At 72.4% G+C, this 22,899-nt stretch carries 21 protein-coding genes and 2 pseudogenes; 14 read left to right on the top strand and 9 right to left on the bottom strand.

Annotated features, from left to right (window positions below; translation table 11 throughout):
• Nucleotides 1–187: 187 nt before the first annotated feature.
• Nucleotides 188–637 carry a DUF6086 family protein gene (locus tag ABTZ03_RS30025; protein WP_350516256.1) on the top strand — a complete coding sequence of 150 codons (450 nt, stop codon included), beginning with the start codon at nucleotides 188–190 and terminating at the stop codon, nucleotides 635–637.
• 129 nt (nucleotides 638–766) lie between these two features.
• Here ABTZ03_RS30025 and ABTZ03_RS30020 read toward each other — a convergent pair whose 3' ends face one another.
• Entirely contained in the window at nucleotides 767–1,084 is a 318-nt protein-coding gene (locus ABTZ03_RS30020) for a hypothetical protein (RefSeq protein WP_350516255.1), read from the bottom strand.
• A 426-nt stretch (nucleotides 1,085–1,510) separates the two neighbouring features.
• Between ABTZ03_RS30020 and ABTZ03_RS30015 the strand changes: the two genes are divergently transcribed.
• On the top strand, nucleotides 1,511–2,185 hold the full coding sequence (locus tag ABTZ03_RS30015; protein WP_350516254.1) for an esterase/lipase family protein: 675 nt from the start codon (nucleotides 1,511–1,513) through the stop codon (nucleotides 2,183–2,185).
• Nucleotides 2,186–2,497: 312 nt separating this feature from the next.
• Here the strand turns inward: ABTZ03_RS30015 and ABTZ03_RS30010 are convergent, their stop codons facing one another.
• The gene (locus ABTZ03_RS30010) at nucleotides 2,498–3,505 is read right to left on the bottom strand and encodes a sigma-70 family RNA polymerase sigma factor (RefSeq protein ID WP_350516253.1); all 1,008 of its coding nucleotides are present in this window, start codon (nucleotides 3,503–3,505) and stop codon (nucleotides 2,498–2,500) included.
• Nucleotides 3,506–3,649: 144 nt separating this feature from the next.
• Between ABTZ03_RS30010 and ABTZ03_RS30005 the strand changes: the two genes are divergently transcribed.
• Both ABTZ03_RS30005 and ABTZ03_RS30000 read left to right on the top strand, forming a co-directional pair.
• Complete coding sequence (locus ABTZ03_RS30005; protein WP_350516252.1) at nucleotides 3,650–4,375, top strand: SDR family NAD(P)-dependent oxidoreductase; 726 nt, start codon at nucleotides 3,650–3,652, stop codon at nucleotides 4,373–4,375.
• Nucleotides 4,376–4,527: 152 nt separating this feature from the next.
• The gene (locus ABTZ03_RS30000; RefSeq protein WP_350516251.1) at nucleotides 4,528–5,319 is read left to right on the top strand and encodes an SDR family NAD(P)-dependent oxidoreductase; all 792 of its coding nucleotides are present in this window, start codon (nucleotides 4,528–4,530) and stop codon (nucleotides 5,317–5,319) included.
• 16 nt (nucleotides 5,320–5,335) lie between these two features.
• On the opposite strand, the gene ABTZ03_RS29995 is transcribed toward ABTZ03_RS30000, so the two are convergent.
• Complete coding sequence (locus tag ABTZ03_RS29995; protein WP_350516250.1) at nucleotides 5,336–6,364, bottom strand: aldo/keto reductase; 1,029 nt, start codon at nucleotides 6,362–6,364, stop codon at nucleotides 5,336–5,338.
• Between the two features lie 104 nt (nucleotides 6,365–6,468).
• Between ABTZ03_RS29995 and ABTZ03_RS29990 the strand changes: the two genes are divergently transcribed.
• On the top strand, nucleotides 6,469–7,410 hold the full coding sequence (locus ABTZ03_RS29990; RefSeq protein ID WP_350516249.1) for a helix-turn-helix transcriptional regulator: 942 nt from the start codon (nucleotides 6,469–6,471) through the stop codon (nucleotides 7,408–7,410).
• Between the two features lie 102 nt (nucleotides 7,411–7,512).
• Here the strand turns inward: ABTZ03_RS29990 and ABTZ03_RS29985 are convergent, their stop codons facing one another.
• Entirely contained in the window at nucleotides 7,513–8,256 is a 744-nt protein-coding gene (locus ABTZ03_RS29985) for an anti-sigma factor (protein WP_350516248.1), read from the bottom strand.
• On the bottom strand, nucleotides 8,253–8,837 hold the full coding sequence (sigK, locus tag ABTZ03_RS29980; RefSeq protein ID WP_350516247.1) for an ECF RNA polymerase sigma factor SigK: 585 nt from the start codon (nucleotides 8,835–8,837) through the stop codon (nucleotides 8,253–8,255). Before sigK ends, ABTZ03_RS29985 begins: the two co-directional genes overlap by 4 nt.
• Before the next feature lie 333 nt (nucleotides 8,838–9,170).
• On the opposite strand from sigK, the gene ABTZ03_RS29975 reads away from it, so the two are divergent.
• Nucleotides 9,171–10,868: a molybdopterin-dependent oxidoreductase gene (locus tag ABTZ03_RS29975; protein WP_350516246.1), complete on the top strand. Its 1,698-nt coding sequence runs from the start codon at nucleotides 9,171–9,173 to the stop codon at nucleotides 10,866–10,868.
• A 129-nt stretch (nucleotides 10,869–10,997) separates the two neighbouring features.
• Nucleotides 10,998–11,648 (top strand): fasciclin domain-containing protein, encoded by a 651-nt coding sequence (locus ABTZ03_RS29970; RefSeq protein ID WP_350516245.1) that lies wholly within the window; start codon nucleotides 10,998–11,000, stop codon nucleotides 11,646–11,648.
• Between the two features lie 651 nt (nucleotides 11,649–12,299).
• Here ABTZ03_RS29970 and ABTZ03_RS29965 read toward each other — a convergent pair.
• Nucleotides 12,300–12,407: pseudogene (locus ABTZ03_RS29965) on the bottom strand (transcriptional regulator); the annotation flags it as partial.
• A 312-nt stretch (nucleotides 12,408–12,719) separates the two neighbouring features.
• Here ABTZ03_RS29965 and ABTZ03_RS29960 point away from each other — a divergent pair.
• The 5 genes and pseudogenes from ABTZ03_RS29960 (at nucleotide 12,720) to ABTZ03_RS44295 (ending at nucleotide 19,036) form a co-directional block, all read left to right on the top strand.
• Complete coding sequence (locus tag ABTZ03_RS29960) at nucleotides 12,720–12,929, top strand: hypothetical protein (protein ID WP_350516244.1); 210 nt, start codon at nucleotides 12,720–12,722, stop codon at nucleotides 12,927–12,929.
• Between the two features lie 231 nt (nucleotides 12,930–13,160).
• The gene (locus ABTZ03_RS29955; protein ID WP_350516243.1) at nucleotides 13,161–13,529 is read left to right on the top strand and encodes a CU044_2847 family protein; all 369 of its coding nucleotides are present in this window, start codon (nucleotides 13,161–13,163) and stop codon (nucleotides 13,527–13,529) included.
• A gap of 4 nt (nucleotides 13,530–13,533) precedes the next feature.
• Nucleotides 13,534–17,691, top strand: coding sequence for an nSTAND1 domain-containing NTPase (locus ABTZ03_RS29950; RefSeq protein WP_350516242.1), 4,158 nt, complete (start codon nucleotides 13,534–13,536; stop codon nucleotides 17,689–17,691).
• Nucleotides 17,692–17,819: 128 nt separating this feature from the next.
• Nucleotides 17,820–18,371: pseudogene (locus ABTZ03_RS44300) on the top strand (FAD-dependent oxidoreductase); the annotation flags it as partial.
• Between the two features lie 41 nt (nucleotides 18,372–18,412).
• On the top strand, nucleotides 18,413–19,036 hold the full coding sequence (locus tag ABTZ03_RS44295) for a glutamate-cysteine ligase family protein (RefSeq protein ID WP_502894627.1): 624 nt from the start codon (nucleotides 18,413–18,415) through the stop codon (nucleotides 19,034–19,036).
• A gap of 564 nt (nucleotides 19,037–19,600) precedes the next feature.
• Here ABTZ03_RS44295 and ABTZ03_RS29935 read toward each other — a convergent pair.
• Nucleotides 19,601–19,804 (bottom strand): hypothetical protein, encoded by a 204-nt coding sequence (locus tag ABTZ03_RS29935; RefSeq protein ID WP_350516239.1) that lies wholly within the window; start codon nucleotides 19,802–19,804, stop codon nucleotides 19,601–19,603.
• Nucleotides 19,801–20,034 carry a hypothetical protein gene (locus ABTZ03_RS29930; protein WP_350516238.1) on the bottom strand — a complete coding sequence of 78 codons (234 nt, stop codon included), beginning with the start codon at nucleotides 20,032–20,034 and terminating at the stop codon, nucleotides 19,801–19,803. The genes ABTZ03_RS29935 and ABTZ03_RS29930 overlap by 4 nt, the downstream gene beginning before the upstream one ends.
• Nucleotides 20,035–20,166: 132 nt before the next feature.
• Between ABTZ03_RS29930 and ABTZ03_RS29925 the strand changes: the two genes are divergently transcribed.
• A complete protein-coding gene (locus ABTZ03_RS29925; protein WP_350516237.1) occupies nucleotides 20,167–20,889 on the top strand; it encodes a GntR family transcriptional regulator in 723 nt (240 codons plus the stop codon).
• 104 nt (nucleotides 20,890–20,993) lie between these two features.
• A complete protein-coding gene (locus tag ABTZ03_RS29920) occupies nucleotides 20,994–21,362 on the top strand; it encodes an alpha/beta fold hydrolase (protein WP_350516236.1) in 369 nt (122 codons plus the stop codon).
• A 217-nt stretch (nucleotides 21,363–21,579) separates the two neighbouring features.
• Here the strand turns inward: ABTZ03_RS29920 and ABTZ03_RS29915 are convergent, their stop codons facing one another.
• Nucleotides 21,580–22,857 (bottom strand): glycine-rich protein, encoded by a 1,278-nt coding sequence (locus ABTZ03_RS29915; RefSeq protein WP_350516235.1) that lies wholly within the window; start codon nucleotides 22,855–22,857, stop codon nucleotides 21,580–21,582.
• Between the last annotated feature and the right edge of the window lie 42 nt (nucleotides 22,858–22,899).

The following is a 22,899-nucleotide window of genomic DNA, read 5'->3' as shown; positions in this document are numbered from 1 at the left end:
TCAACCGGCCTCCGCCCCAGCCCACTTGCCGCCGCCCGGCGGAACCATGCTCCCACCCCCACCCCCACCCCCACCCCCACCCCCATCCGCCACAGCCCAGCCCTTCGCCCCCGGGCTGCCGCCACCGTGGGTTGTGATCAGCCGGTCGTCGTTATGCTGACCGGTCCGACGGACGGGGAGGCACCGGGTGAGCCAGTACTACGACATGGGTGACGAGACCCTCTGGAACCCGTCCACCGGGGCGTCCCGGTTGTTCCTGCGCCAGCTGGCGGTCTTCGAGGAGGAACTCGGCCTCCCTTCCGGCGTCGGCCCGATGGAGGCGGACGAGTGCCAGATCGACCCAGCCGTACTCGGCGTCTTCGCCAACGCACTCCTGGCCCGGCACCAACAGACCCGACACGCCGTCATGCGGGCCCTGACCGAGGGATTGGTCCTCACGACGCTGGCCCTCGCCGAACGGGCAGGCGCCGAGATCCACTGGGAGTCGCCCAGCCCCGCCCGGGCTGCTGACCTTCGAGACGTGCAGGCCCCGCAGGTCCCGGAGAGCGCAGCCGCACCTGCCGATGAGGAGCGCCGGTCCCGGGACGAGGAACTGCGCCGGAAAGTCCAGGAGTTGGACCGGTCCATGGCGCGCTGACGGGCGTCGCGGCGGGCCACACGGCTCGGTCGGCAACCGCGTCAACGTCCGGTTGAGGGACGCCGATCGGTCACCGGCCCCGGCCCCGGCGCACGAGTGGCCGGGCCGGGGCCGGGAGCGTCGGGCGGCCTACGGGAGGATCGGGCCGATCGAGACCCAGGTGTTGTAGATGCGGCCGCTGGCGCAGTTGGCGGTGGCCGTGCCGTCGCCGAGCATCAGCTTGCTGTACACGGTGACGCCGGACTGGCACTGGGCCGCCACGGACCAGGCCCGCCGCGGTTCGAGGCCGGAACAGACGCCGACGCCGAACGGGCCCGAGGCGTAGGCCGTGCACTGGCCCGTGGTCGGAGTGGTGTCGGCGCCCTTGGCCTGGGCGACGGCCGGTGCGGTCAGTGCGGCGGTGGCGGCGAGGAGCGAGGTCAGGAGCAGTGCCGAGGTGCGGCGCATCGAGGGGCCCTTCCGGGGGTGGGTGTGGCACGACAGGCCTGAGGTCCCGGCAGGCGGAGCACTCCCTGCCAGTTGCGCGAAGCGAGGGAATCCTGGGGGGAATGTGTGATGGCCGTCAATGACGAGGGGCGCGGCATAGGCGAGTTTCCGTCACGGAGCCGCGCCCGGCCGAGTGCACGGCTCGGCGGCCCCGACCTCGCGCTCACGTCCCCGGGATCGCTTCGAGCGAGGGTCACCTGGCATCGGGCCGGGTCTTCTGGAGGTGGTCGGGGATCACCTGGTCGGTCAATGGCCGAAGGCTTGCTGTCCGTTCGGCCGCCGGTCCCCGATGATGCGTCTGGCGCGACCCGTGGGCATCCGCTCAACCGCGGGCGCCCACGCGCGCCGCGTCGTCGTCCCGTCCGCAGACGAACATCGGAGCCGTCCATGCGCCGTCTCAGCACCGCCGCCGCGACCGCCGCCCTGACCGCGGCTCTCCTCACCGGACCGGGAACGGCCGTACCGGCCCTCGCGGACACCGCGCGCATCCCCGTCATCCTCATCCACGGCCGCAACGCGGACCCCGGCGTCTGGGGCCCCCTCACCTCCTACCTCGTCCAGCAGGGCGTCCCGAAGGAGTCCATCCTCACCTGGGGCTACGACACCTCGCAGTCGACGAACGAGGTCCTGGCCGCCCGGCTGGCCGCGTACGTGGACGCCACCGGCGCCGCCAGGGTGAACATCGTCGCCCACAGCCTGGGCAGCCTGCCGAGCCGCTGGTACGTCAAGTTCGGCGGCGGCAGCCGGAAGGTCGCCAACTGGATCTCCCTCGCCGGGCCCAACCACGGCACCGGCATGGCCTACCTGTGCGCCCTGTGGGACCAGGGCTGCAGGGACATGACGCCCGGTTCGTACGTCGTCAGCCACCTCAACCAGGACACCGAGACCCCGGGCCCCACCCGGTACACGACCATCCGGTCCGACAGCGACGAGCAGATCTCCCCGACCACCAGCACCGAACTGAGCGGCGCCGACAACATCGAGATCGACGGGCTCAGGCACAACGACTTCCTGACCAGCACCGACGTCTTCCGACGGATCAGCGACATCCTGGCCCGCTGACAGTGCGCGAACCCGCCGTCGGCACCGCCGGTCCTCCTGGTCGTGGTGCGGGCCTGGCGGGCGGGGTGCCGCGGTGGTCCGGGCCCGTTGCCGTCGGTCGGCCCGCCGGCCTCGACGTCCGGCTCGTCCGGATCGTCCGGCTCGTTCGGCTCGGGGTATGCCGGGCTTGGGTCGCTTGAGTCGCTTGGGTCGCTGCCAGGTGGCCGTCGGGCAACCGCGCTGGCCTGTCGGCCGGTTGACGTTCGGGCCCGCGCCTGGATCACAGCGGTGGTGGGTGGAGTCGGAGGCCGATCGGTTGTCGGTGACGCGGTGTCAGTGCAGTGCGCTCACCGTCCGTGGGAGGCCGAAGTAGGAGGCGAGCGTGCTCTCGAAGTGGGTGAGCGCGCTGACGCCGTCGGGGGAGAACCCGGCCACGAGGATGCCCGCGCCGTGCAGCAGGTCGGATGCCGGGTCGTGGACGTAGAGGCCCCAGGCCGGCTGCCCGTTCGCGCGGGTGGGGAGCATGCGGGCGACCGGGCAGGCGGGGTGGGCGTCGGTCGCGTGGAAGAAGCGCGCGATCGCCTCGGTGCCGTGGTACTCGAAGGGCAGCGGCGGCATCCGGACCCAGGCGTCGTCGGTCATCAGCGCGATGAGCTGGTCGACGTCGTCGCCGGTGAAGGCCGCGACGAAGCGGTCGGTCAGCTCCTGTTCCTCCGGGCTGCCCGGGGCGAGTGCGGTCCGGTCGTCGGTGCGGACCGCCTGCATCGTCGCGCGGGCGCGCTTGAGCGCGCTGGTGACGGCGGACTCGGTGAGGCCCAGCAGCTCCGCCGTCTCCGCGGCGCGGTAGCCGAGGACGTCGCGCAGGATGAGTACCGCGCGTTGGGAGGGCGGAAGGACCTGCACGGCGGTGATGAAGGCGAGGGAGACCGCCTCGCGGGACTCGTAGCGGGCCTCGGGGCCCGGGTTCCGGTCGGGCAGGCCGTCGAGGAGGATGTCGGGGTAGGGCTGCAGCCACAGGAGCTCGCCCAGACGGGAGGGCTCCGGGTGGGTGGCCGCCGCCGGCTGCGCCGGTACGGGACGGCGGCGGGTGGTGCGCAGGGCGTTGAGGCAGCGGTTGGTGGCGATGCGGTGCAGCCAGGTCCGGACCGAGGATCGGGCCTCGAAGCCCGCCAGGCCGATCCAGGCCGCCAGCAGGACTTCCTGCAGGGTGTCCTCGGCGTCCTGGAGCGAACCGAGCATGCGGTAGCAGTGCAGCTGCACTTCGCCGCGGTGCGGCTCGACCAGGGCGGCGAAGGCCTCGCGGTCGCCCGAGCGGGCTCGTTCCAGCAGGTCGTCTGTCATGGTGTGCCTCCTTCACCGCTATCGACACCGGCGAGGCGCGGAACTGGGCGCTCCCACGAGCCCCAGTTTCCGCGCACCGGTGTGTCTGTTCCTGGTGAAAGGCGAAATCCGCCGGACCTGGAACTGATCGGAGCAGTGATCGTGATGCAGACAGAACCCGTCGCCGAACGGATCGTGCTGGTGACCGGTGCCAACCGCGGCATCGGACGTGCACTGGTCGAGGCGGCCCTGCGGCGGGGCGCACGACGCGTCTACGCCGGGACGCGGCAGCCCTTCACCCACCCGGACGCGCGCGTTCGGCCGGTGCGCCTGGACGTGACCGACCAGGCGCAGATCGACGCGGTCGCGGAACAGGTCGAGGAGCTGGACCTGCTCGTCAACAACGCGGGACTGGCGATCTTCGACGAGCTGGGGGACCGCGAGGTGCTCGCACAGCACCTCGGCGTCAACTTCTTCGGGACGCACGCCGTGACGCAGGCGTTCACGCCGCACCTGACCCGCTCCCGCGGGGCCCTGGTCAACGTCCTGTCGCTGGCGGCGCTCGCGGCGGTACCGGGGATGGCGGGCTACTCGGCCTCCAAGGCCGCGGCGTTCGCGCTCACCCAGACCCTGCGTCTGCAGCTCGGCGCTCAGGGGGTGCGCGTCCACGCCGTGCTGGCCGGGCCGGTGGACACCGACATGTCCCGGGACCTCGACATCCCCAAGGCCGCACCGTCCGCCGTCGCGGAGGCGATCCTCGACGGCGTGGCCGCCGGCGACGACGAGATCTTCCCCGACCCGCTGTCGGCGACGCTGTCGCAGGGCTGGCCGACGGGCCCCGTGAAGCTGCTCGAACGCGGGAACGCCGCGTCGGCGGCCGGCCTGCGCTGAGCTCGACGGCACGTGCGGCGGGCCGGCCGTGCGGCGGGCCCGCCGTGCCGAGGGGCCGCCGTGCCGAGGGCCGGTCCGTGGCACGGACCGCTTGCGCAGATCCGTCGTCGCTGTCGGCGACCAGAAGCATCCGCAAGTGACCAGGAGTGACGATGCTGCTTGAGAAGAAGAACGCGATCGTCTACGGGGCGGGCGGAGCGGTCGGCAGCGCGGTCGCGCTCGCCTTCGCCCGGGAAGGGGCACAGGTCTTCCTCGCAGGGCGGACGCCCGCCACGCTGGAGGGCGTCGCGGGCCGGATCCGCTCGTGCGGCGGCAGGGCCCACCCCGCCGAGGTGGACGTGCTGGACGAGGGCGCCGTCGAAGCCCACGCCGCCAGGGTGGTCGAGGTGGCCGGTTCCGTCGACGTGTCGTTCAACGCCGTCAGCCTGCCCCAGACGGGTATTCAGGGCATTCCGCTCGCGGCGTTGTCCGCCGAGGCGTTCGGCCTGCCCGTGGCCACCTACTCGAAGGCCAACTTCCTGACCGCCGGGGCCGCCGCTCGGCGGATGACCGGACAGGGCTCGGGCGTGATCATGATGATCACCGCCAGCCCGTCGCGGACAGCGGTCCCACTGATGGGTGGAATGGCACCGGCGTGGGCGGCGATCGAGGCCCTCTCCCGGGGTCTGGCCGCCGAGCTGGGCCCGTCCGGTGTCCGGGTCGTGTGCCTGAACGCGGCGGGGATGCCGCAGACGCCGCAGATCGCCGAGGTCTACGGCCTCCACGCGGAGGCGTACGGCATCAGCCGGGAGGCCTTCGAGGCCCGTGTCGCGAGCCAGACGTTGCGGCAGCGGCTGCCCACGGTCGCGGAGATCGCCGACGTGGCCGCCTTCGTGGCCTCCGACCGCGCCGGTGCGATGACCGGGGCCATCGCCAACCTCACCGGCGGCCTCGTCGTCGACTGACGGGGAGGCCGTCCTGTCACGCGGCTGCGCGTTCGAGCGGCGGCCGACGCCTCAGTTCGGGCTGGCGGACAGCCGGCGGCTGGTAGGCCATGTCGAGCGTGCCCGTGTCCGTGCCCGGCGGCACGATGGCGTCGATCCGGTCCAGGACGTCGTCCGAGAGCGTGACCTCGGCGCCCGCGAGCAGATCGTCCAGGTGTGCCATGGTCCGCGGTCCGAGGAGCGCGGAGGTGACGCCGGGGTGAGCGAGCACGAAGCCCAGCGCCAGATGGGTCAGCGGCAGGCCCGCCTCCTCGGCGAGCGGGATGAGCTGCTCGACGACGTCGAGCCGCCGGTCGTCCTTGAGGTGCTGGAAGCCGTACTGCGAGCGGTGCGTCGCGGCCTCCTGGCCCTTGCGGTAGCGCCCGGTCAGCAGCCCGCCGCCGAGCGGCGACCAGACCAGGGTGCCCATGCCGAACTCCTGCGCCACCGGGAGCACCTCGCGCTCGATGCCCCGGTTGAGGATCGAGTACACCGGTTGCTCGGTACGCGGCCGGGCGAGGCCGCGCCGCTCGGCGACCCAGTGGGCGCGGACGAGCTCGGAGGCCGGCATGGCCGAGGTGCCGAAGGTGCGGATCTTGCCGGTTCGCTGCAGGTCGGTGAGAGCTTCGAGCGTCTCCTCGATGTCGGTGTCGGGGTCCGGGCGGTGAACCTGGTAGACGTCGACGTAGTCGGTGTCGAGGCGGCGCAGTGAGTCCTCCAGCGCGCGCACCAGCCAGCGCCGGGACGCGCCCCGGTGGTTCGGCTCGTCGCCCATCGGGTTCCCGGCCTTCGTGGCGAGCACGACGTCGGCCCGACGGCCCTTCAGCGCACGGCCGACGATCTCCTCCGACTCGCCGTGCGCGTAGACGTCGGCCGTGTCGATGAGGTTGATGCCGGCATCCAGCGCCCGGTGGATGATGCGGAGGCAGTCGTCGTGGTCGGGGTTGCCGAGGGCGCCGAACATCATGGCGCCGAGAGCGTAGGGGCTCACCTTGATCCCGGTCTTGCCGAGGCCGCGGTAACGCATGGTCCCTCCTGAGGTCCGTCTGCGGGGTGCTGCTACCAGCCTGCCGCGGAAGGGGCGGACGATGAATAGTTGTGAGTCCCAATTTTTTGAGCGAGAGTACGGGCATGACCCCTGACCGGTTCTCCGAAGCACTCGATCTGGTCGAGGTCCGCGGCGTCCTCACCGGTGGCATCGCGGCCCGCGGCGGATGGTGGGGCCGCGGACCGCTCTCCGAGCCGGTCAAGTTCTTCGCGCTCGTCAGCGGCCGGGCCCGCCTGACCACCGACGGGATCGACGAACCGGTCGACCTCGCGGCGGGGGACGTGGCGATCCTCACCGGCCGCTCATGGGTCGCGCTCGAGGCCGGCGCGGAACCCCGCCAGGAGGTGCAGCCGGAATCCGACTTCTCCACCGACCGCTTCGCGCGCTCCGACCGCGATGCCGACGACATCGTGATCGGCGGCTGCGTCAGTCTGAACGAGGCCGGAAGAACGCTCCTCCTCGAATCACTGCCGCCGCTGGCCCACATCAGGTCATCGGGCCACGACGACCGGCTCCTCGCGGCCCTGCTGCGTCTCTTCGACGAGGCGACCGCGCAGCGGCTCGGCTCGGCCTTCGCGATCCGGCAGCACGGCCAGCTCTTCCTGCTGGAGCTGCTGCGGTCCTACGTCGACCAGTGCCCGCTGCCGTCCGGCTGGCTGCGGCTGCTCGTCGACGAGCGCCTCCGTCCCGCCGTCGACCTGCTGCACGGCCACCCCGGGCGCGCCTGGGGACTCCCGGAGTTGGCGCGGGCCGCCGCGATGTCCCGGACGACCTTCGCCGAGCGGTTCCGGGAGACGGCCGGTGTGCCACCGCTGACCTACCTGGGACGGTGGCGCATGCTGCTCGCCCAGCGTGCGCTGCGGGACGGTGACACCCGTGTCGCGGCGCTCGCCGAGGAGTTGGGCTACGGCTCGGAGAGCGCCTTCAGTACGGCGTTCAAACGGGTCGTCGGTGAGTCGCCGCTGCGCTACCGGGCCCGCGTGCGACAGGACGTCACCGGCCGCGTCCGGATCGGGACGCCGTGACGAGCCGGTCGCGCAGGGTCGGCCGGGGCAGTCCCGCGCAGGAGGACCTGATGGCCCACCGCTCCCCTCGGGCGCGCGGGCGGCCGGGTCGGGTCGGCCGGGTCAGGTGAACGGCAGGAGCATGAGCGGCGCCGTGGTGGGGTGCGCCGAGCCGCCCGCGGGTTCGACGGTCACGCCGACACCGCCGGCCCCGTCCGGCGTCCCGGTCAGCAGCAGGACGCCGTCGCCGGTGGACAGCAGACCGGCCGGGCGCATCGTCCCCGCGTCGTCGAACCACAGCTCGTAGGTCGTGCCGGCGGCAGGCGTGGGCAGGCCGGCGGCCAGGAAGCCGGCCTGACCGCGGCTGCTCGACCACACGACCGTGCCCGCACCGACCCCGCCGACGCCGGTGCCGGTGGCGGTACGGGCGTCCGGCGCGGTGAGCAGGCCGACGAAGCGGTCCTGCTGCTGCTGGAGCGCCGCGGCACGGGCCCGGGCCCGCTCGGCCTGCTGGTGCTGCTGCACGGCCACGCCGCCCGCGCCGACGGCCGACGCCAGGCAGACGGCGAGGGCGAGCCTCGCCCAGCCCCTGGCGAGCCGGCCGCGCGGGCGCCCCGGGGCGGGAGCGGTGCGCGGGGCCTCCTGACGCAGCGTCGGCAGCGCGGCCATCACCTGGGCCTTCAGGGCCGGCGGCGGGAGCACGGCCTGGGCGGCGCCCAGCCGGGCGAGGGTGGCGGCGAACTCGGCGACCTCCTGGACGCAGGCCGGGCAGCCGGCCAGGTGGCGTTCGAACTCGGCGCTCTCGGCCGGATCGAGGGCATGGGCGGCGTAGGCGCCGGTCAGGGTGTGCAGGTCGGCGGCGCTCATGCTCCTACCCCCAGGCAGTCGCGCAGGCGGATCAGTCCGTCGCGCATGCGGGTCTTGACGGTGCCCAGCGGGGCGCCGAGGACCTCGGCGACCTGGGGGTAGGTGTAGCCGCGGTAGTACGCCAGCGTCAACGCCTCGCGCTGGAGCTCCGTCAGCATCCTCATGCACCGCCGCACCTGCTCGCGCTCCAGCCGGCCCTCGACCTGCTCGGCGACGCGGTCGAACGCCGGGGCGTGCGAGGCGGCCGCCGCGCGCTGGTCGCGGTCGGCAGCGGCCTGCACGGACCGGACCCGGTCCACCGCGCGGCGGTGCGCGATGGTCAGGACCCATGCCATGACCTCCCCGCGCTCGGCCTGGTAACGGGCGGCGGTGCGCCACACCTCCAGCAGCACCTCCTGGGTTACCTCCTCGGACTGCGCGGGGTCCCGCAGCACCCGGCGCACCAGGCCCAGCACCGGACCGGCCACCGTGTCGTACAGGCGGGAGAACGCGTCCTGGTCACCGCGGGCGACCCCGGCCAGGAGGTCCTTGAGCTCCGGGCCGGGCCGTCCGGGGCCGGACAGGTGGACGACGGTGCTCATCCGGCCGCTCCCCGCAGGCAGTGGGTGGGCAGCGGGCCCCACCGGTGTTCGACGGGCATCACGGGCCTCCCCACGACCCGGCCGGGGACGCGGGAGCACCGGCCGGGTGAACAGAACTACTGACACATGGTCTTCGGGCCCACGGGGCTTTCGGATTGGCGGTGCCGTCGCCGGTTTACCGCCGCAGGGACGACTACAGGGACAACGGGTTCCGCCGAACGCGCTGCGGCGCTGCGGCACAGTGCGGACGCCCCTCCTCGGTGCCCCGAACCCCCGCCCGGGCCCCGGGAAAGTCGCACCCATCCGGCTCACCACGTGCGCCGAATCGGGGGTGTGAGCAACGACGCATCCCCGCCACCGCCGCCGCCCAGGCCGCCGCGGGCCCGGAGCCTGTGGGCCCGGATTCGCCGGGCCGGCGCGGGGGTTGTCACCGGGTGGGCCGCCGCGGTGGCCGCGCTCGGCGCCGGTGAACTGGCCGCCGCCTTCACCGGGCCCGACGCCGCGCCGGTCATCGCGGTCGGCTCCACGGCGATCGACCTGACGCCCACTCCGCTGAAGGAGTACGCGATCCGCACGTTCGGCACCAACGACAAGCCGGTGCTGCTCGGCGGGATCTACCTGACGACGGCCCTGCTCGCCGCGCTCACCGGCGCGCTCGCCGCCCGCCGCCCCGCGCTCGGGGCGGGTGTCTTCGCGGCCTTCGGGCTGCTCGGCTCCTGGGCCGCCCTCTCCCGGCCCGCAGCCGGCGCCGCCGCGGCCGCTCCCGCCCTCACCGCCGGCCTGACCGGGGCAGCAACCCTCCTCCTCCTGGCCCGCCCGCTCCGCACGGCCACGACCGTGGCCCCGGCCACGATCCGGGCCACTGTCCCGGCCACGACCCCGACGGCGCCCGGCGGCTCGCCGTCTGACAGCCCGGCGACCGAGAACGGTCCCGCCGAGCCCGGCAGCGGGTCCACGCACACCTCCCGCCGGACCGTGCTCGCCGCCACCGGCGGGACGATCGCCCTCGGCACGCTCGTCGGCGTCGGCGGCCGCGTCCTGTCCGACCGCCGCTACGACAGCGGCGCGGCCCGCGACGCGGTGCGCATCCCCCCGGCCGCCCGGCCGCTGCCACCGCTGCCCGCCGCGGCACACCCGAAGATCCCGGGCCTGTCCCCGTTCGTCACCTCCAACGCCGACTTCTACCGGGTCGACACCGCGCTCACCCTGCCCCGCATCGATCCCCGGCGCTGGGCCCTGCGCATCCACGGCATGGTCGACCGCCCCCTCCTCCTCACCTTCGACGACCTCCTGCGCGAACCGCTGGAGGAGCTCGACCACACCTTGTCCTGCGTGTCGAACGAGGTCGGCGGCCCCTACGTCGGAACCACCCGCTGGCTCGGCGCAGCCCTGCCCGACCTGCTGCGCCGGGCGGGCGTTCGACCCGGCGCCGACCAGCTCGTCGGCCGCTCCCAGGACGGCATGACCATCGGCACCCCGCTCGCATCGGTCCTGGACGGACGCCGTGCGCTGCTGGCCGTCGCGATGAACGGCGAAGCCCTGCCCGTCGCGCACGGCTTCCCCTGCCGCAGTGTCGTCCCCGGCTTCTACGGCTACGCCTCCGCCACCAAGTGGCTCGTCGACCTGGACGTCACCACCTTCGCCGCCTACGACCCCTACTGGGTGCAGCGGGGTTGGGACCGCACCGGCACGGTGCGCATCGCCTCGCGCATCGAGGTCCCGGCCCCGTTCGCCCGGGTGCCCGCCGGAGACGTCACCGTCGCCGGCACCGCCTGGGCGACCCACCGCGGCATCGCCGCCGTCGAGGTCCGTTTCGACGGCGGGCCCTGGCAGGAGGCCCTGCTCGCCCCCGACCCCGGGCCCGATCTGTGGCGGCAGTGGTTCCACACCTGGACGGGGGCCGCCCCCGGCACCCACCGGATCGAGGTCCGCGCCACCGACACCACCGGAGCCGTCCAGACCCAGAACCGCGCAGCCCCCTACCCGGCCGGCGCCACCGGCTGGCACAGCACCGTCGTCACCGTCACCTGAGCCGTCCAGGCCACCCGAACCACCTGAACCACCTGAACCACCAGCCCGACCGGCCCGCGCATCCGCGCGGACCCGTGCGGCCCGCCCGACGGGCCGGACCGTCACCACCGCACCAAGGAGATCACCGTCATGACCGTCACCACCCGCCGCCACCACCCCGCCGTCGCCCTCGCCGCAGCCGCGGCCCTCGCCCTCACCCTGGGAGCCTGCAGCAGCAACTCCGGATCCTCGACCGCCTCCAGGACCGCCGCCGCGGCGCCGTCCCAGGCAGCCGCACCCGCCACGGCGTCCGACGCGCCGATGAGCGACCAGCCCTTCGGGACCGCCTGCGCGGCCGTGCCCAAGGACGGCGCCGGCTCCTTCACCGGCATGGCCAAGGACCCGGTAGCCACCGCCGCCTCCAACAACCCGCTGCTGTCCACCCTGGTCACCGCCGTCAAGCAGGCCGGCCTCGTCGACACCCTCAACTCGGCGCAGAACATCACCGTGTTCGCCCCGACCAACGACGCCTTCGACAAGATCCCCAAGGCCACCCTCGACGCCGTCCTCGCCGACAAGGACAAGCTCACCAAGCTCCTCACCTACCACGTCGTCCCCCAGCGCCTGGCCCCCACCGACCTCACCGGCGCCCACAAGACCCTGGAGACCGGCAACCTCACCGTCACCGGCGCCACCCCCGACTTCACCGTCAACAACAGTGCCCAGGTCCTGTGCGGCAACGTCCGGACCGCCAACGCCACCGTCTACATCGTCGACACCGTCCTGATGCCCGCCTCCTGACCGGCACCGGCACCGGCACCAGCACCGGCCCGCTGACCGCGGTCCCCGGCCCCACCCCCCCTGGGCCGGGGACCGCACCCGGACGGGCCCGCGATCACAGTGCGGGAAACACGTCACCGGGCACGGCTCAGACGTCGGCGCCGAGGTCGATCCGGGCGATCAGGATCCCGGGGGTGTTCGGCACCCGGGTCGGAATGAGGGCCTGGGGGCACGAACGCAGGGCAAGGGCCCGACAGCGCCAGGTGCCGGCCGTGCGCGGCCGGCACCTGCTTGAGGTGCGCGGCCGGCTCGTGGGCCCGGAGATCGGGTTCGGAGACGGCTGACTTTGTCTTTTCCGTTCGACCACACCAGCCGTGGGGCCGGCAGCGGGATTCGAACCCGCAAGGACCGATTGGTCCGAAGTATCCGTCACCTGCGCACCCGGGCAACGGCGAGACTACTCCGATCGACTGACGATCTGACGGATTTTACGGCTCTTCGGTCGCTTCCCGTGCGTCGGGTCGTGCAGCTTGACGGGTGCCGGCACGTCGACCGGCGAAGCAGCGCAGCGTCCGGTCCGGGACATGGGTTTCGCGCTGGTGCGGTTCCTCGCGGTCGGGGCGAAACCGACCGGGCACTCCTGCCGACCCGTCGCCATGTCCCGTCGGCCGATCAGCCGTGGAGCCGGGGGGCGGGGCGGCGCCGGGTGGCGTGGACGGAACCGAGCAGAGCGAGGGACTGGGCACTGGGGCTGCCCGGTTCGGCGTGGTAGATGATGGGCCCACGTCCGCCGGCTCGCCACGGGCGACGACCTCGACCCCACAACCCGTGTTTCCGGGCTACTCCTCCTGCTGTTCGCCCAGCCGCTGAGCCGCACCTCCCGCATCCGAATCGACCAGGTGACCAAAACGGAGGAGCGGGTCACGCTGACGCTCGGCTCGCACCCGACCGTCCTGCCACCGCCCCCTGGACGCCCTGACGATGGAACTCGTCCACCAGCGGCACGGCTACTCGGCCCTCGGACGCCGTGACGATCACCCGTGGCTCTTCCCTGGGAGAGCCGGCGGGCAGCCGATCAGCAGTCGCCAACTCATGCGCAAGCTCACCGCACTGGGCATCCAGGCCAGGCCCGCCCGCAACACCACACTGATGGAACTCTCCGCCGAACTCCCCGCCGTGGTACTCAGCCGCCTACTCGGCCTGCACATCTCCGCAGCCGAGAAGTGGACAAAAGAGACAGCGTCCACACGCGCCGCCTACGCTGCCGAACTCTCCCGCCGGAAGACCTGCACGTCTCAATAGCCCCCAAGGGGTTTGTCCGCCATCGCGCAGGCCCAGACGGACCAGTGCAGAGTCCTGGGACGGACGGTCCGAGTTCGCCCGTTTCGCCCGTACGTGACTGGCGGTCAGACCCCCTTTCCGGGTTATCGGTCGTGTCCGCTCCTCGGATCGTCCAGTTTCTCCGCATTTCCGTTCTCGCGCGAGTACCTTGTCCGTGCGGTCGCCGTGGGGCGGCGGCAGGGGAGGGATCTGATGGGACAGCAGTTGGCGCGGATGCCGCTGGACTGCGGCGGCTCGATTCTGGTCGAGGCTGCGGAAGGTGGGGCCGGGCCGGTGAAGGCGGGCCGGGTCGGGGATGCGATCCGGGACCTGCCGGTGGGCCTGAGTGCGGCCCTGGAGCCTGTCACCGACCTGGCCCGCACTGTGCTGACCCGGTTGCGTGATGCGGGGCCAGCGGAGCTGGAAGTGGAGTTCGGGGTCGATCTCGCCACGGAGGCCGGGGTGGTGATCACCAAGACGGCGGCTAAGTGCCATCTGACCGTGAAGATGAAGTGGCGCAGGGACGACACCGACGCCGACCCGGGCGCTGGTCCCACGGCGGGTGCTGCGGGGTCGGACTAGTCCTGTGGGCGCCGGGAACGAGCCTTCCGCGATCGACGCTCTGACCGCCGCGGTCGCCCAGGTTCGCGGCGGGGACGGAGCGGTGGTGGGGGCGGCCTTCCTGGTCGCTGGGGATCTGCTGATCAGCTGCGCGCACGTGTTGGTGGACGGCGGTTACGGTCCCGGCGACGTGGTGCCGCTTGGCTTCCCGCGCGTGCACGGTGCTCCGTTGGTGTGGGGCCGGGTGCTGGAGGAGGGGTGGCGTGACCCGCAGGGACAGGACATCGCCCTGGTGCGGCTGGAAGAGGCGCCGGCGGGAGTGGCTCCGCTGTCGCTAGGGTCGGTGGCGGGCTGCCACGGGCACCGGGTCCGCTCGCTCGGCTTCCCCCAACAGGCCCCGCCGGACGGGCATTTCGGCTCGGCCACGGCCGTCGGGGTGCTGTCGGCAGCCGACAGTGCCGGTGATCTGCTGCAGCTGACCGGTGCCAATGATTTGACTACCGGGTTCAGCGGCGGGCCGGTTCTGGATGAGACGACCGGACTGGTGGTCGGCATGCTCACCGCGATCACGGTCCCCGACGGCCACGACCGGGGCCACGGGATCGCCTACGCCACGCCGACCGAGGTGCTGCGGCAGGCATGGCCCGCACCCGAGACGCATGACGTGATGCCGTACAGGGGGCTGGAGCCGTTCACCGCCGAGCACGCCCACTGGTTCCGCGGCCGCAAGGAGGCGGCGCGCCAAGTGGTGGCGGCGCTTGCGGGCGGGCGGCGAGTGGTCCTGTTACTCGGGCCCTCCGGGGCGGGCAAGTCCTCACTGGTCCAGGCGGGTGTGCTCCCCGAGCTGGCTGCCGGGCAGCTGCCGGGCAGCGACCGTTGGCGCCAGGTGATCGTGCGGCCCGGCCTGGACCTGCCCACCGCCCTGGAACAGGCCGGCCTGCCCGACACTGCCACCACAGGGATTGGTACGGCCGTCACGGGCCTGCTGGAGGCCGACCCGGCCCATGACCGTGTTGTGCTGGTCGTCGACCAGTTCGAGGAGTTGCTCGCACCCTCCGCCGGCCCCGCGTCGAAGGCCGCTGCCGCACTGGCCTCGATCACTGAGGCGATCGGGTCCGACGCAGCGCTCAGTGTGGTCCTCGTCATGCGGGATGACTTCTACCCCCGGTTGTCGGCGCTGGCTCCCGCGTTGCTGCAGGCTGCGTTGGAGGCGCAGGGCGTGCTCAACGTGCCCGCCACGCTGACCGCAGAGGAACTGGACGCGATCATCACCGGGCCCGCCGACGAACTGGGCGTGGCCTTCGAAGGGGGGCTCGCGCAGCGAATCGCTTCCGATGTACTTGCTCTCACCCCACTCACCGCTGCGGACTTCGAGGCGTCGGTCACTGTGCTGCCGCTGCTCGAAGTCGCCCTGAGCCGGCTGTGGGGACGCCGACTCCACTACGGCGGCCGCCTCACTCACGATGCCTACCGCCGTATCGGCGGTGTGACCGGAGCCCTGGCCGACTGGTGCGGCGCCGCTCTGCGCGAGCTCGACGAGCGGCAGCGGCGCATCGCCCAGCGGGCCTTGACGGCGCTGGTCCGCCCCGCTGACCAGGGTCTGAACATCCCGGCAGCACGCCAGCAGCTGCCGCTCGACGAACTGCGCGACCTGGCCGCCGACGGCCGCGGTCCCGAGGCGCTGCAAGCCGTTGACGAGGTCCTGGCCGTGCTCGCAGGGCACCGCGTCATCACCACCGACCGGATGGGTGAGTCCGGGCAGCCGGACGACGGGGACGGGATGCCGACGGCCGAGCTGATCCACGACACGCTCGTCCGCGACTGGGACGCCCTGCGCCGCTGGGTCGAGCAGGACGCCCGGTTCCACGATTGGCTCCACCGCACCCGAACCCAGCGCACTCGCTGGCGCGAGCACCAAAACCCCCAGGACCTGCTCACCGGGACAGCCCTCGCGGAGGGGGCAGACTGGGCGCGCCGGCGCCGCTTGCCCGCCGACCTCGAAGGGTTCCTCGCTGCCAGCCGTCGCCACCAACAGGCCGCCGTCCGACGCAGCAGGCGCCTCAATGTCATCCTGGCCATCAGCCTGGCCCTCGCCCTGGTCGCCTCCGCGGTGGCCCTGTGGCAGCGGCAGACGGCCATCGCCGAACAGCAGACCGCCCTTTCGCGGCAACTTGCGGCCGAGTCGAGCACCCTGATCAGCACTGACCCCGACCTGGCATCACTTCTGGCCGTCGCCGCCTACCGGACCAGCCACACAAACGAAGCCGTCGCCGCCCTCGCCACCGCCGCGGGCCTTCCCCTACGCCACCGCATTGCCGGGCACACCGGGGCGGTGACCTCGGTGGCGTTCAGTCCCGACGGGCACACCCTGGCCACCGGCAGTGACGACCACACGGTGCGGTTGTGGGATACCGCCAGCGGCACGAGCCGCGCCACCCTTGCCGGGCACACCGGGGCGGTGACCTCGGTGGCGTTCAGCCCCGACGGACGCACCCTGGCCACCGGCGGTGACGACCAGACGGCGCGCTTGTGGGACGTCGCGAGCCGCACCATCCGCGCCACCCTTGCCGGGCACACCGGGGCGGTGACCTCGGTGGCGTTCAGCCCCGACGGACGCACCCTGGCCACCGGCAGCAGCGACCAGACGGCGCGCTTGTGGGACGTCGCGAGCCGCACCATCCGCACCACCCGCTCCAGCTACGCAGGGGGGGCTGTGACCTCGGTGGCGTTCAGCCCCGACGGACGCACCCTGGCCATCGGCGACGCCGACCGAACAGTGCTGCTGTGGAACATCGCGACGGGCACGTCCCCCGCTGTCGTCACCGAGGCCGGCGCCGTGACCTCGGTGGTGTTCAGCCCCGACGGACGCACCCTGGCCATCGGCAGCAGCTTCGGTAGCGCCGACTTGTGGGACACCGCGAGCCGCACCAGCCAAGACTTCGGCCGCTACGACGACACGGGCGCCGTGACCTCGGTGGCATTCAGTCCTGACGGGAGCACCCTGGCCACCAGCACCCGTGGCGGCATGGTGTGGTTGTGGGACACCGCGAAAGGTAGTACTGACCGCCGCGCCACCCTTGCCGGGCACACCGGGGCGGTGACCTCGGTGGCGTTCAGCCCCGATGGGCACACCCTGGCCACCGGCGGCGACGACCACACGGCGCGGCTGTGGGAGACCGCCAGTGGCACCAGCCGCGCCGTCCACACCGGGCACAACAAAGCCGTGACCTCGGTGGCGTTCAGTCCCGACGGGCACACCCTGGCCACCGGCGGCGACGACCACACGGCGCGATTGTGGGACCTTACGACCGGTACCACGCGCGCTGTCCTCGCCGGGAACATGGGGGCCGTGACCTTGTTGGCGTTCAGCCCGGACGGACGCACCCTGGCCACCAACAGCGACGACGGTGACGTCCGGTTGTGGGACGTCACGAGCGGTACGAGCCACGCTATCCTCTCCGGCGACAAGGCGGCTGTGTTCTCGGTGGCGTTCAGTCCCGATGGGCACACCCTGGCCACCGGCAGCGACGACGGTGACGTCCGGTTGTGGGACGTCGCGAGCCGCACCATCCGCGCCACCCTCACCGGCCATACCAACCGCGTGACCTCGCTGGCGTTCAGCCCCGACGGACGCACCCTGGCCACCGGCAGCTTCGACCAGACGGCGCGCTTGTGGGACGTCGCGAGCCGCACCATCCGCACCACTCTCGCCAACGACGCAGGGGAGGCTGTGTTCTCGGTGGCGTTCAGTCCGGACGGACAGACCCTGGCCACCGGCAGCTACGACGGCGGCGTCCGATTGTGGGACACCGCCAACGGCACGAGCCGCGCTGTACTCGCCGGTGACAGGACAGCTGTGTTCTCGCTGGCGTTCAGTCCCGATGGGCACACCCTGGCCACCAGCAGCGGCGACCCCGTGCGGTTGTGGGACACCGCCAGCGACACGAGCCGCGCCGTCCTCCACACCCATACGGCGGACGTGTACTCGGTGGCGTTCAGTCCTGACGGACGTACCCTGGCCACCAGCGGCGACGACGGCGACGTCCGGTTGTGGGACGTGCCCTATGCCACACCGGACACGGCGATCAGCACGATCTGCCAAGCCGTCCACCGCGAACTCACGCCAAAAGAACAGTCCAAGTACCTATCAGGAGAGCCGAACAGCCCCGTTTGTCCGTCGTGATCTGGGTACAGGCCGGGCGGCGCTGTCAGCGGCACGCTTGAGCTCCCCATCGTGGCGAGCTCTGCCACCATTCCGCACGTTCTGATAGCGCGGATTACCAACAGCTGCTGGACCGTCTGCTCGGCTCGGTGTGGAGCACCCTCAGCCCCGAACAGCAGCACCGCACGCTGGCCGGGTACTGGGACGACCCGGTACTGGAGCGGGCCGCTTCGGTCTCCCTGTGGCAGTTCGTCCACGAGCACCTCTCGCAGGACGCCTGGGACCTGGTCGGACAGGCCAGCGGGCTCGCGCACTACGAGCAGTCCTCGCTGCTGGAGGTGCTGGTCGCCTACTTCGGCCTGTTCCACGACGGGCAGGTCGAGCTGGTGGAGGGATCGGACGCGCTGATCCACGTCTTCGTCCGGGCGCTGGCTCCCGGCACCGTGCGGCTGTCCACCCGGATCGACGAACTGGCGCTGACCGAGGACGGTGTCGAGGTCCGGGGCAGGCGCTTCGGCGCGCGGCTGCGCGAGCACACCGACTACGTGGTGTGCTGCGTCCCGGCCCCCGCACTGGACCGGATCACCGTCACCCCCGGCCTGCCTCACGCGCAGCGGTACGCCGTGCGCGGAATCAGCTACGCCAGCAGTACCAAGACCGTGCTGCACCTGACCCGCCGCCGGTGGGAGCTCCAGGACGGTATCCACGGCGGCGGGAGCTTCACCGACCTGCCGATCCAGCAGTGCTGGTACCCCTCGGACAACGCCGTCCAGGTCGAGGACGGCGTCAACGGCAGCACCAGGCGGCACTGGGTCGCCCGCGACCCGCTGCGCCCGGCCGCACCTTCGGCCAACTCCTGCGGCACGGCTACGACGACGGCTCCAGGCCCACCCCGGCGCACTGGTCCTCCCACCTGGACCAGCTCTGGACCGACACCCGGGTCCGCAACACCCTGGAACTGCGCGCCGCCGACGGCCCGCCGCACCCGCACATCGCCGCCGTCCCGGCCCTGTGGGCGGGGCTCACCTACCACCCCGTAGCCCGCGACGGCGCCTGGGACCTGCTCGGCCACTACACCCTCGCGCAGCGCCGTGCCGCACTCGCCGAACTGCCTGCCCGCGGCCTCGCCACCCGCCTGGGCGGCGATCCCGTCCGCCCGCTGGCCGCCGAACTGCTCCGCCTCGCCCGGGCCGGCCTGTCCGCCCGGGTGGCGGCCGGACTCGAACCGCCGCACGTCCCCGGCTACCTGGACCCGCTGGACGAGATCGTCGCCACCGGCCGCACCTTCGCCGAGCAGTGCCTGCGGCGCTGGGACGGCGAGTTCAACCACGACCCGGCCCGCTACGTCGCCGCCCACCGGGTCTGACGGCGCCGTGGAGCTGCTGGTCGTCGACCTCTCCTGCTCACGCTCTGCGATTCGGCGCGCCTGAACGCCTTTCTCCAGGGTCGCTCGGAGGCCCAGGCGGCCGGAGTGTGGCGCATCCTGGTCGGACCAGGACCACAACTGCGCCGACCGCTGGAGAGCGCTGGCACCGATGAGGTGTTCACCGTCCGTCCACCGCTGGTCCTCGAACCCGTGCATGGTTGGCCTTCGGACCAACTCCCGCTCCAGCAAGGAGAACTGTGCCACCGACAGGCTCGGCACCCTCGCCGGTCCCGTCGGGCGCAGCGTCTCCGCCCCGCCTTCACGCCAGGACCGCCGCCAACGCTCCACCGGCTGCTCGCCGACCCGCAGAACACGGGCGATCACGGAGTTTTTCTGTCCGCCTCGAACCGGCCCGCGACCTCCAGCCGCACCTGTTCACGAACCGCTCGCCACTCAGCGGTCAGACCCCTACGCTGCGCATACCGCCTATCAACTGCCCACCGCAGGGGCGCCCGCCTGCCACTACCCGACAACCGAACGAGAACCTCAGCAGTTCGGCGGTCATCAGGCAGCCCCAGTGTCCGGGGAGGAGCAGCTGTTGGTGCTCACCCACCGCTCCGCCTGGTGATAGGAGTAGAACCTCAGCGGTTCGGGGCGGGGCGGCAGCGCCTTCACCAACCCGCCGGTCCTGTGGTCCTGGACGACCCAGACCGGGTACGAGGCGCCGTCGCAGGCGTCACCGGGAACGATCCCGTATCGAGCACTCATCTGCGGGTCACCTGGATGAACCCGCCGGCCTTCTCGATCTCCCCGGCGAACTCGTCGAACTCGCCGTCGATGGGCGAGATCGTGGCCCTGGAGGGAACCAGCACCGCCTTGGCACCCCGGCCCCTGACCGTCCGCAGCACGGCGAGGAGCAGGTGGCGCTCTTGCGGCGGCTTCCCCGTCTCACCGACCTTCGGCTGACAGATCTCCGGGTGTGACCTGTTGTGGATCATTACTTCAGCTCCCTAGAGCACTCAACTCAGTGTCCTAGGGCAGAAGGTAGAACGTGGAGAAGCACATCCAGCGCCAATGTCGGTGCACTAGTGTGCTTCTGAGTGTCCATCACTTCGACCGAGGAGTCGTGCATGGCCAGCCCCAAGACCTTCACCGCGATCGCCGATCACTACCGGCAGGCGATACTCACCGGCGAACTCTCCTCCGGCGAGAAGCTCCCGACCAACAGGGAGATGTGCCAGCGCTGGAGCGTGGCCGCGGCAACCGTGAGCAGGGCCCTGAACCAGCTGCTGGTGGAAGGGCTCATCAGGACGAGCCCGCGCGGCACCTTCGTTGCGGACGAGGAGACGGCCACCGCGACGGGACGGGACCGCCTGACCATGGTGCAGCGGCTCAGGTCGAGCCTGATGGAGGGCGAGACCAGCCGGGTCACGGCGGCCGAACTGGTGGTTCCCCCGCTGTACGTCCAGGACATCTTCAGTCTGGACCCCGGCGACCAACTCGTCCGCCGCGAGTACGTCGCCGGCCGGGGGAAGACCCGGACCATGCTGGCCGTCGCCTGGTACCCGGCGCACTTCGCCGCCATGGTGCCCGACCTGCTCTCCACCGCGCCGAGCAAGAACGCGGGGCTCACCGCGAAGGTCCTTGAGGCGTCCGGCCGGACGATCACCCATGCCCGCGACGACCTGCACGCCCGGGAGTGCGATGCCCGCGAGGCATCCGCACTGGGACTTCGCGTGGGTTCCCCGGTGCTCGGAGGAGTGCACCGCTGGTCGGACGACGAGGGCGTGATCGAGTTCGGTCTCTGGGTCATCCCGACCCGCGTCACCATCGGCTACGAGTACGGCGGCTGATTCCCTGGCAAACGCACGGCAGCCGTGAGGCGGCGACCTCGCTGCGGAGGGACGAGCCCTGGTACGACGAGGCGATCGGCCCGTTCCGCAGGGACTGGACGGATGTGGGGTCCGACGAGGACGCCGTGCTGGCGGGCCCGTTCTGGTACGGCCGGTGGGACGAGACCGCGCGGGAGCACCATGGCGGGCATGCCAGGCAGCTCAACCGCGCCGCGCGCGCGGCGCACTACGCCGAGGGCGCGTTCGACCCCGATGCGACGAGGGCCGCGATCGCGGGCCTTGAGATCCCGGTCCTGATCCTGGTCGGGGAGCTCGACTTCAGTCCCAGCCCGGTGCTCGCCACGCAGCTCGGCGAGCTGTTCGCGCCCGGCTGGGTGCGGCTCGTCGTGCAGCCCGGGGCCGGGCACCACCCCTGGCTGGACGACGCGGCCCGGTTCGGTGACGTCGTCACGCGCTGGCTCGCCGGGAGCTGACCGACCCTCCGGCGGACCCGGCCCGCTACCGGCTCGGCCCTCGGCCGGCTCCGGCGGCGCGACCGACCGCGAACGCCCCGCCGGGGCCCGGGTCCTCTCGACGCGTGAACGGATCCCGAACCCGACGACCTGCACGGAACTCCGGGCAGAGCCGATTGCGCAGGTCCGGTGCGCCACGCATGCATACCGGGGTGATTGTGGTGCTTCGGCCGACCTGTCAGGAGGTGATGGTCACGGTGGTGGTTTCGGGGTTGCCGCCGTTGCCCTGGTAGACGGTGTCGCCGCTGTAGACGGCGGTGATGGTGTGGGTGCCGGTGGTGTGGAAGGCGGTGACCAGGCCTGCGGCGGCGCAGTTGCCGAGGCCCAGGAACAGGTGTCCGGTGCCGAGGGTCGTGCCGGTGGTGGTGTCGGTGAAGGTGACGGTGCCGGTGGGCCTGGTCGTGGAGCCCGCAGCGGGGCAGACCAGGTCGCTGAGGACGACCGGCGCGGCGACCCGGGTTTGGGAGGGCATCGCGCTCAGACGGGTCGTCACCGGCTTGCCGGGGGTCGTGTAGCTGATGGTGATGCCGGGCGCGGCGTTCGTGAGTGTGGGGCCGGTGCCGCCCGCGGGGACGAGGGATGATCCGCCGCCGCCTCCACCCGCGCTGCCGAACGGAGTTTCCAGGCCGTTGAGGCTGCCACCGCCACCACCGCCGTAGAGGCCGCCACCGCCGGCGCCGCCCGTCCCGGCACCGCCGTTGCCACCGCTGCCGAGCAGACCGGGAGCGCCGGCGGTGCCGCCGGTGGCGGTGCCGCCCGCGCCCGGCTGGGTGGCGGTGCCGGCGCCGCCGCCCATTCCTCCGTTGCACGCCCCGTTCTGGCCGGCCTGTCCGGCGTCACCGCCCTGGCTCCCCGGGAGGCACGACGAGCTGAAGACCTCGCCCGCTCCGCCGCCGCCCGCGGCCACGATGAGCCGGGAGTCGGTGGTGGTCAGTGCGGTGGTGGCGGGCTGCGTGCGGACGTCGGAGGCTCCGCCTCCTCCTCCGCCGAAGCGGGTGGTGCCGCCGCCGTTGAAGCCGCCGATGCACGGCGAGAACACATAGCAGGCCGAGGTGTTGATCGTCGGTGTGCCACCGACCTCGACGTAGAGCGTCTGTCCGGCGCTCAGCCCGCCGAGGGTGCCCGAAACCTGTGCGCCACGGCCACCGGGCGTGTTGTTGACGCCCTCCTTGCCGCCGGATGCGCCGATCGCTGTGACGTCGACCTGGGAGACGCCGGTGGGCACGGTGAACGTCTGCTCCGCGCCGGTCGAGGCGAACGTGCAGGTGGTGGTCGGGCCGGACACCGTGCAGGTGCCCTGCGCATGGGCGCTCCCCGACAAGGCCACCGGTGCCGCGGCGACACAGAACACCCCGGCGGCCAGGGTCAACGCGCGGCCCCGCGAGCCGGTCGAACCGGCACGGCGCGGGATACCGGGCGGTCGCCGGTCGGCTGCGGACGACAGTGAGAACGTCACGATCCACTCCATGAGGGGGTAGAGGGCCGGTCGGCCCGAGGT

Origin of the sequence: Kitasatospora sp. NPDC096077 (assembly GCF_040303245.1) — a bacterium.
Classification (GTDB): domain Bacteria; phylum Actinomycetota; class Actinomycetes; order Streptomycetales; family Streptomycetaceae; genus Kitasatospora.
Note: the sequence above shows the minus strand (reverse complement) of the source record. Positions and strands in the feature narration are given on the sequence as shown.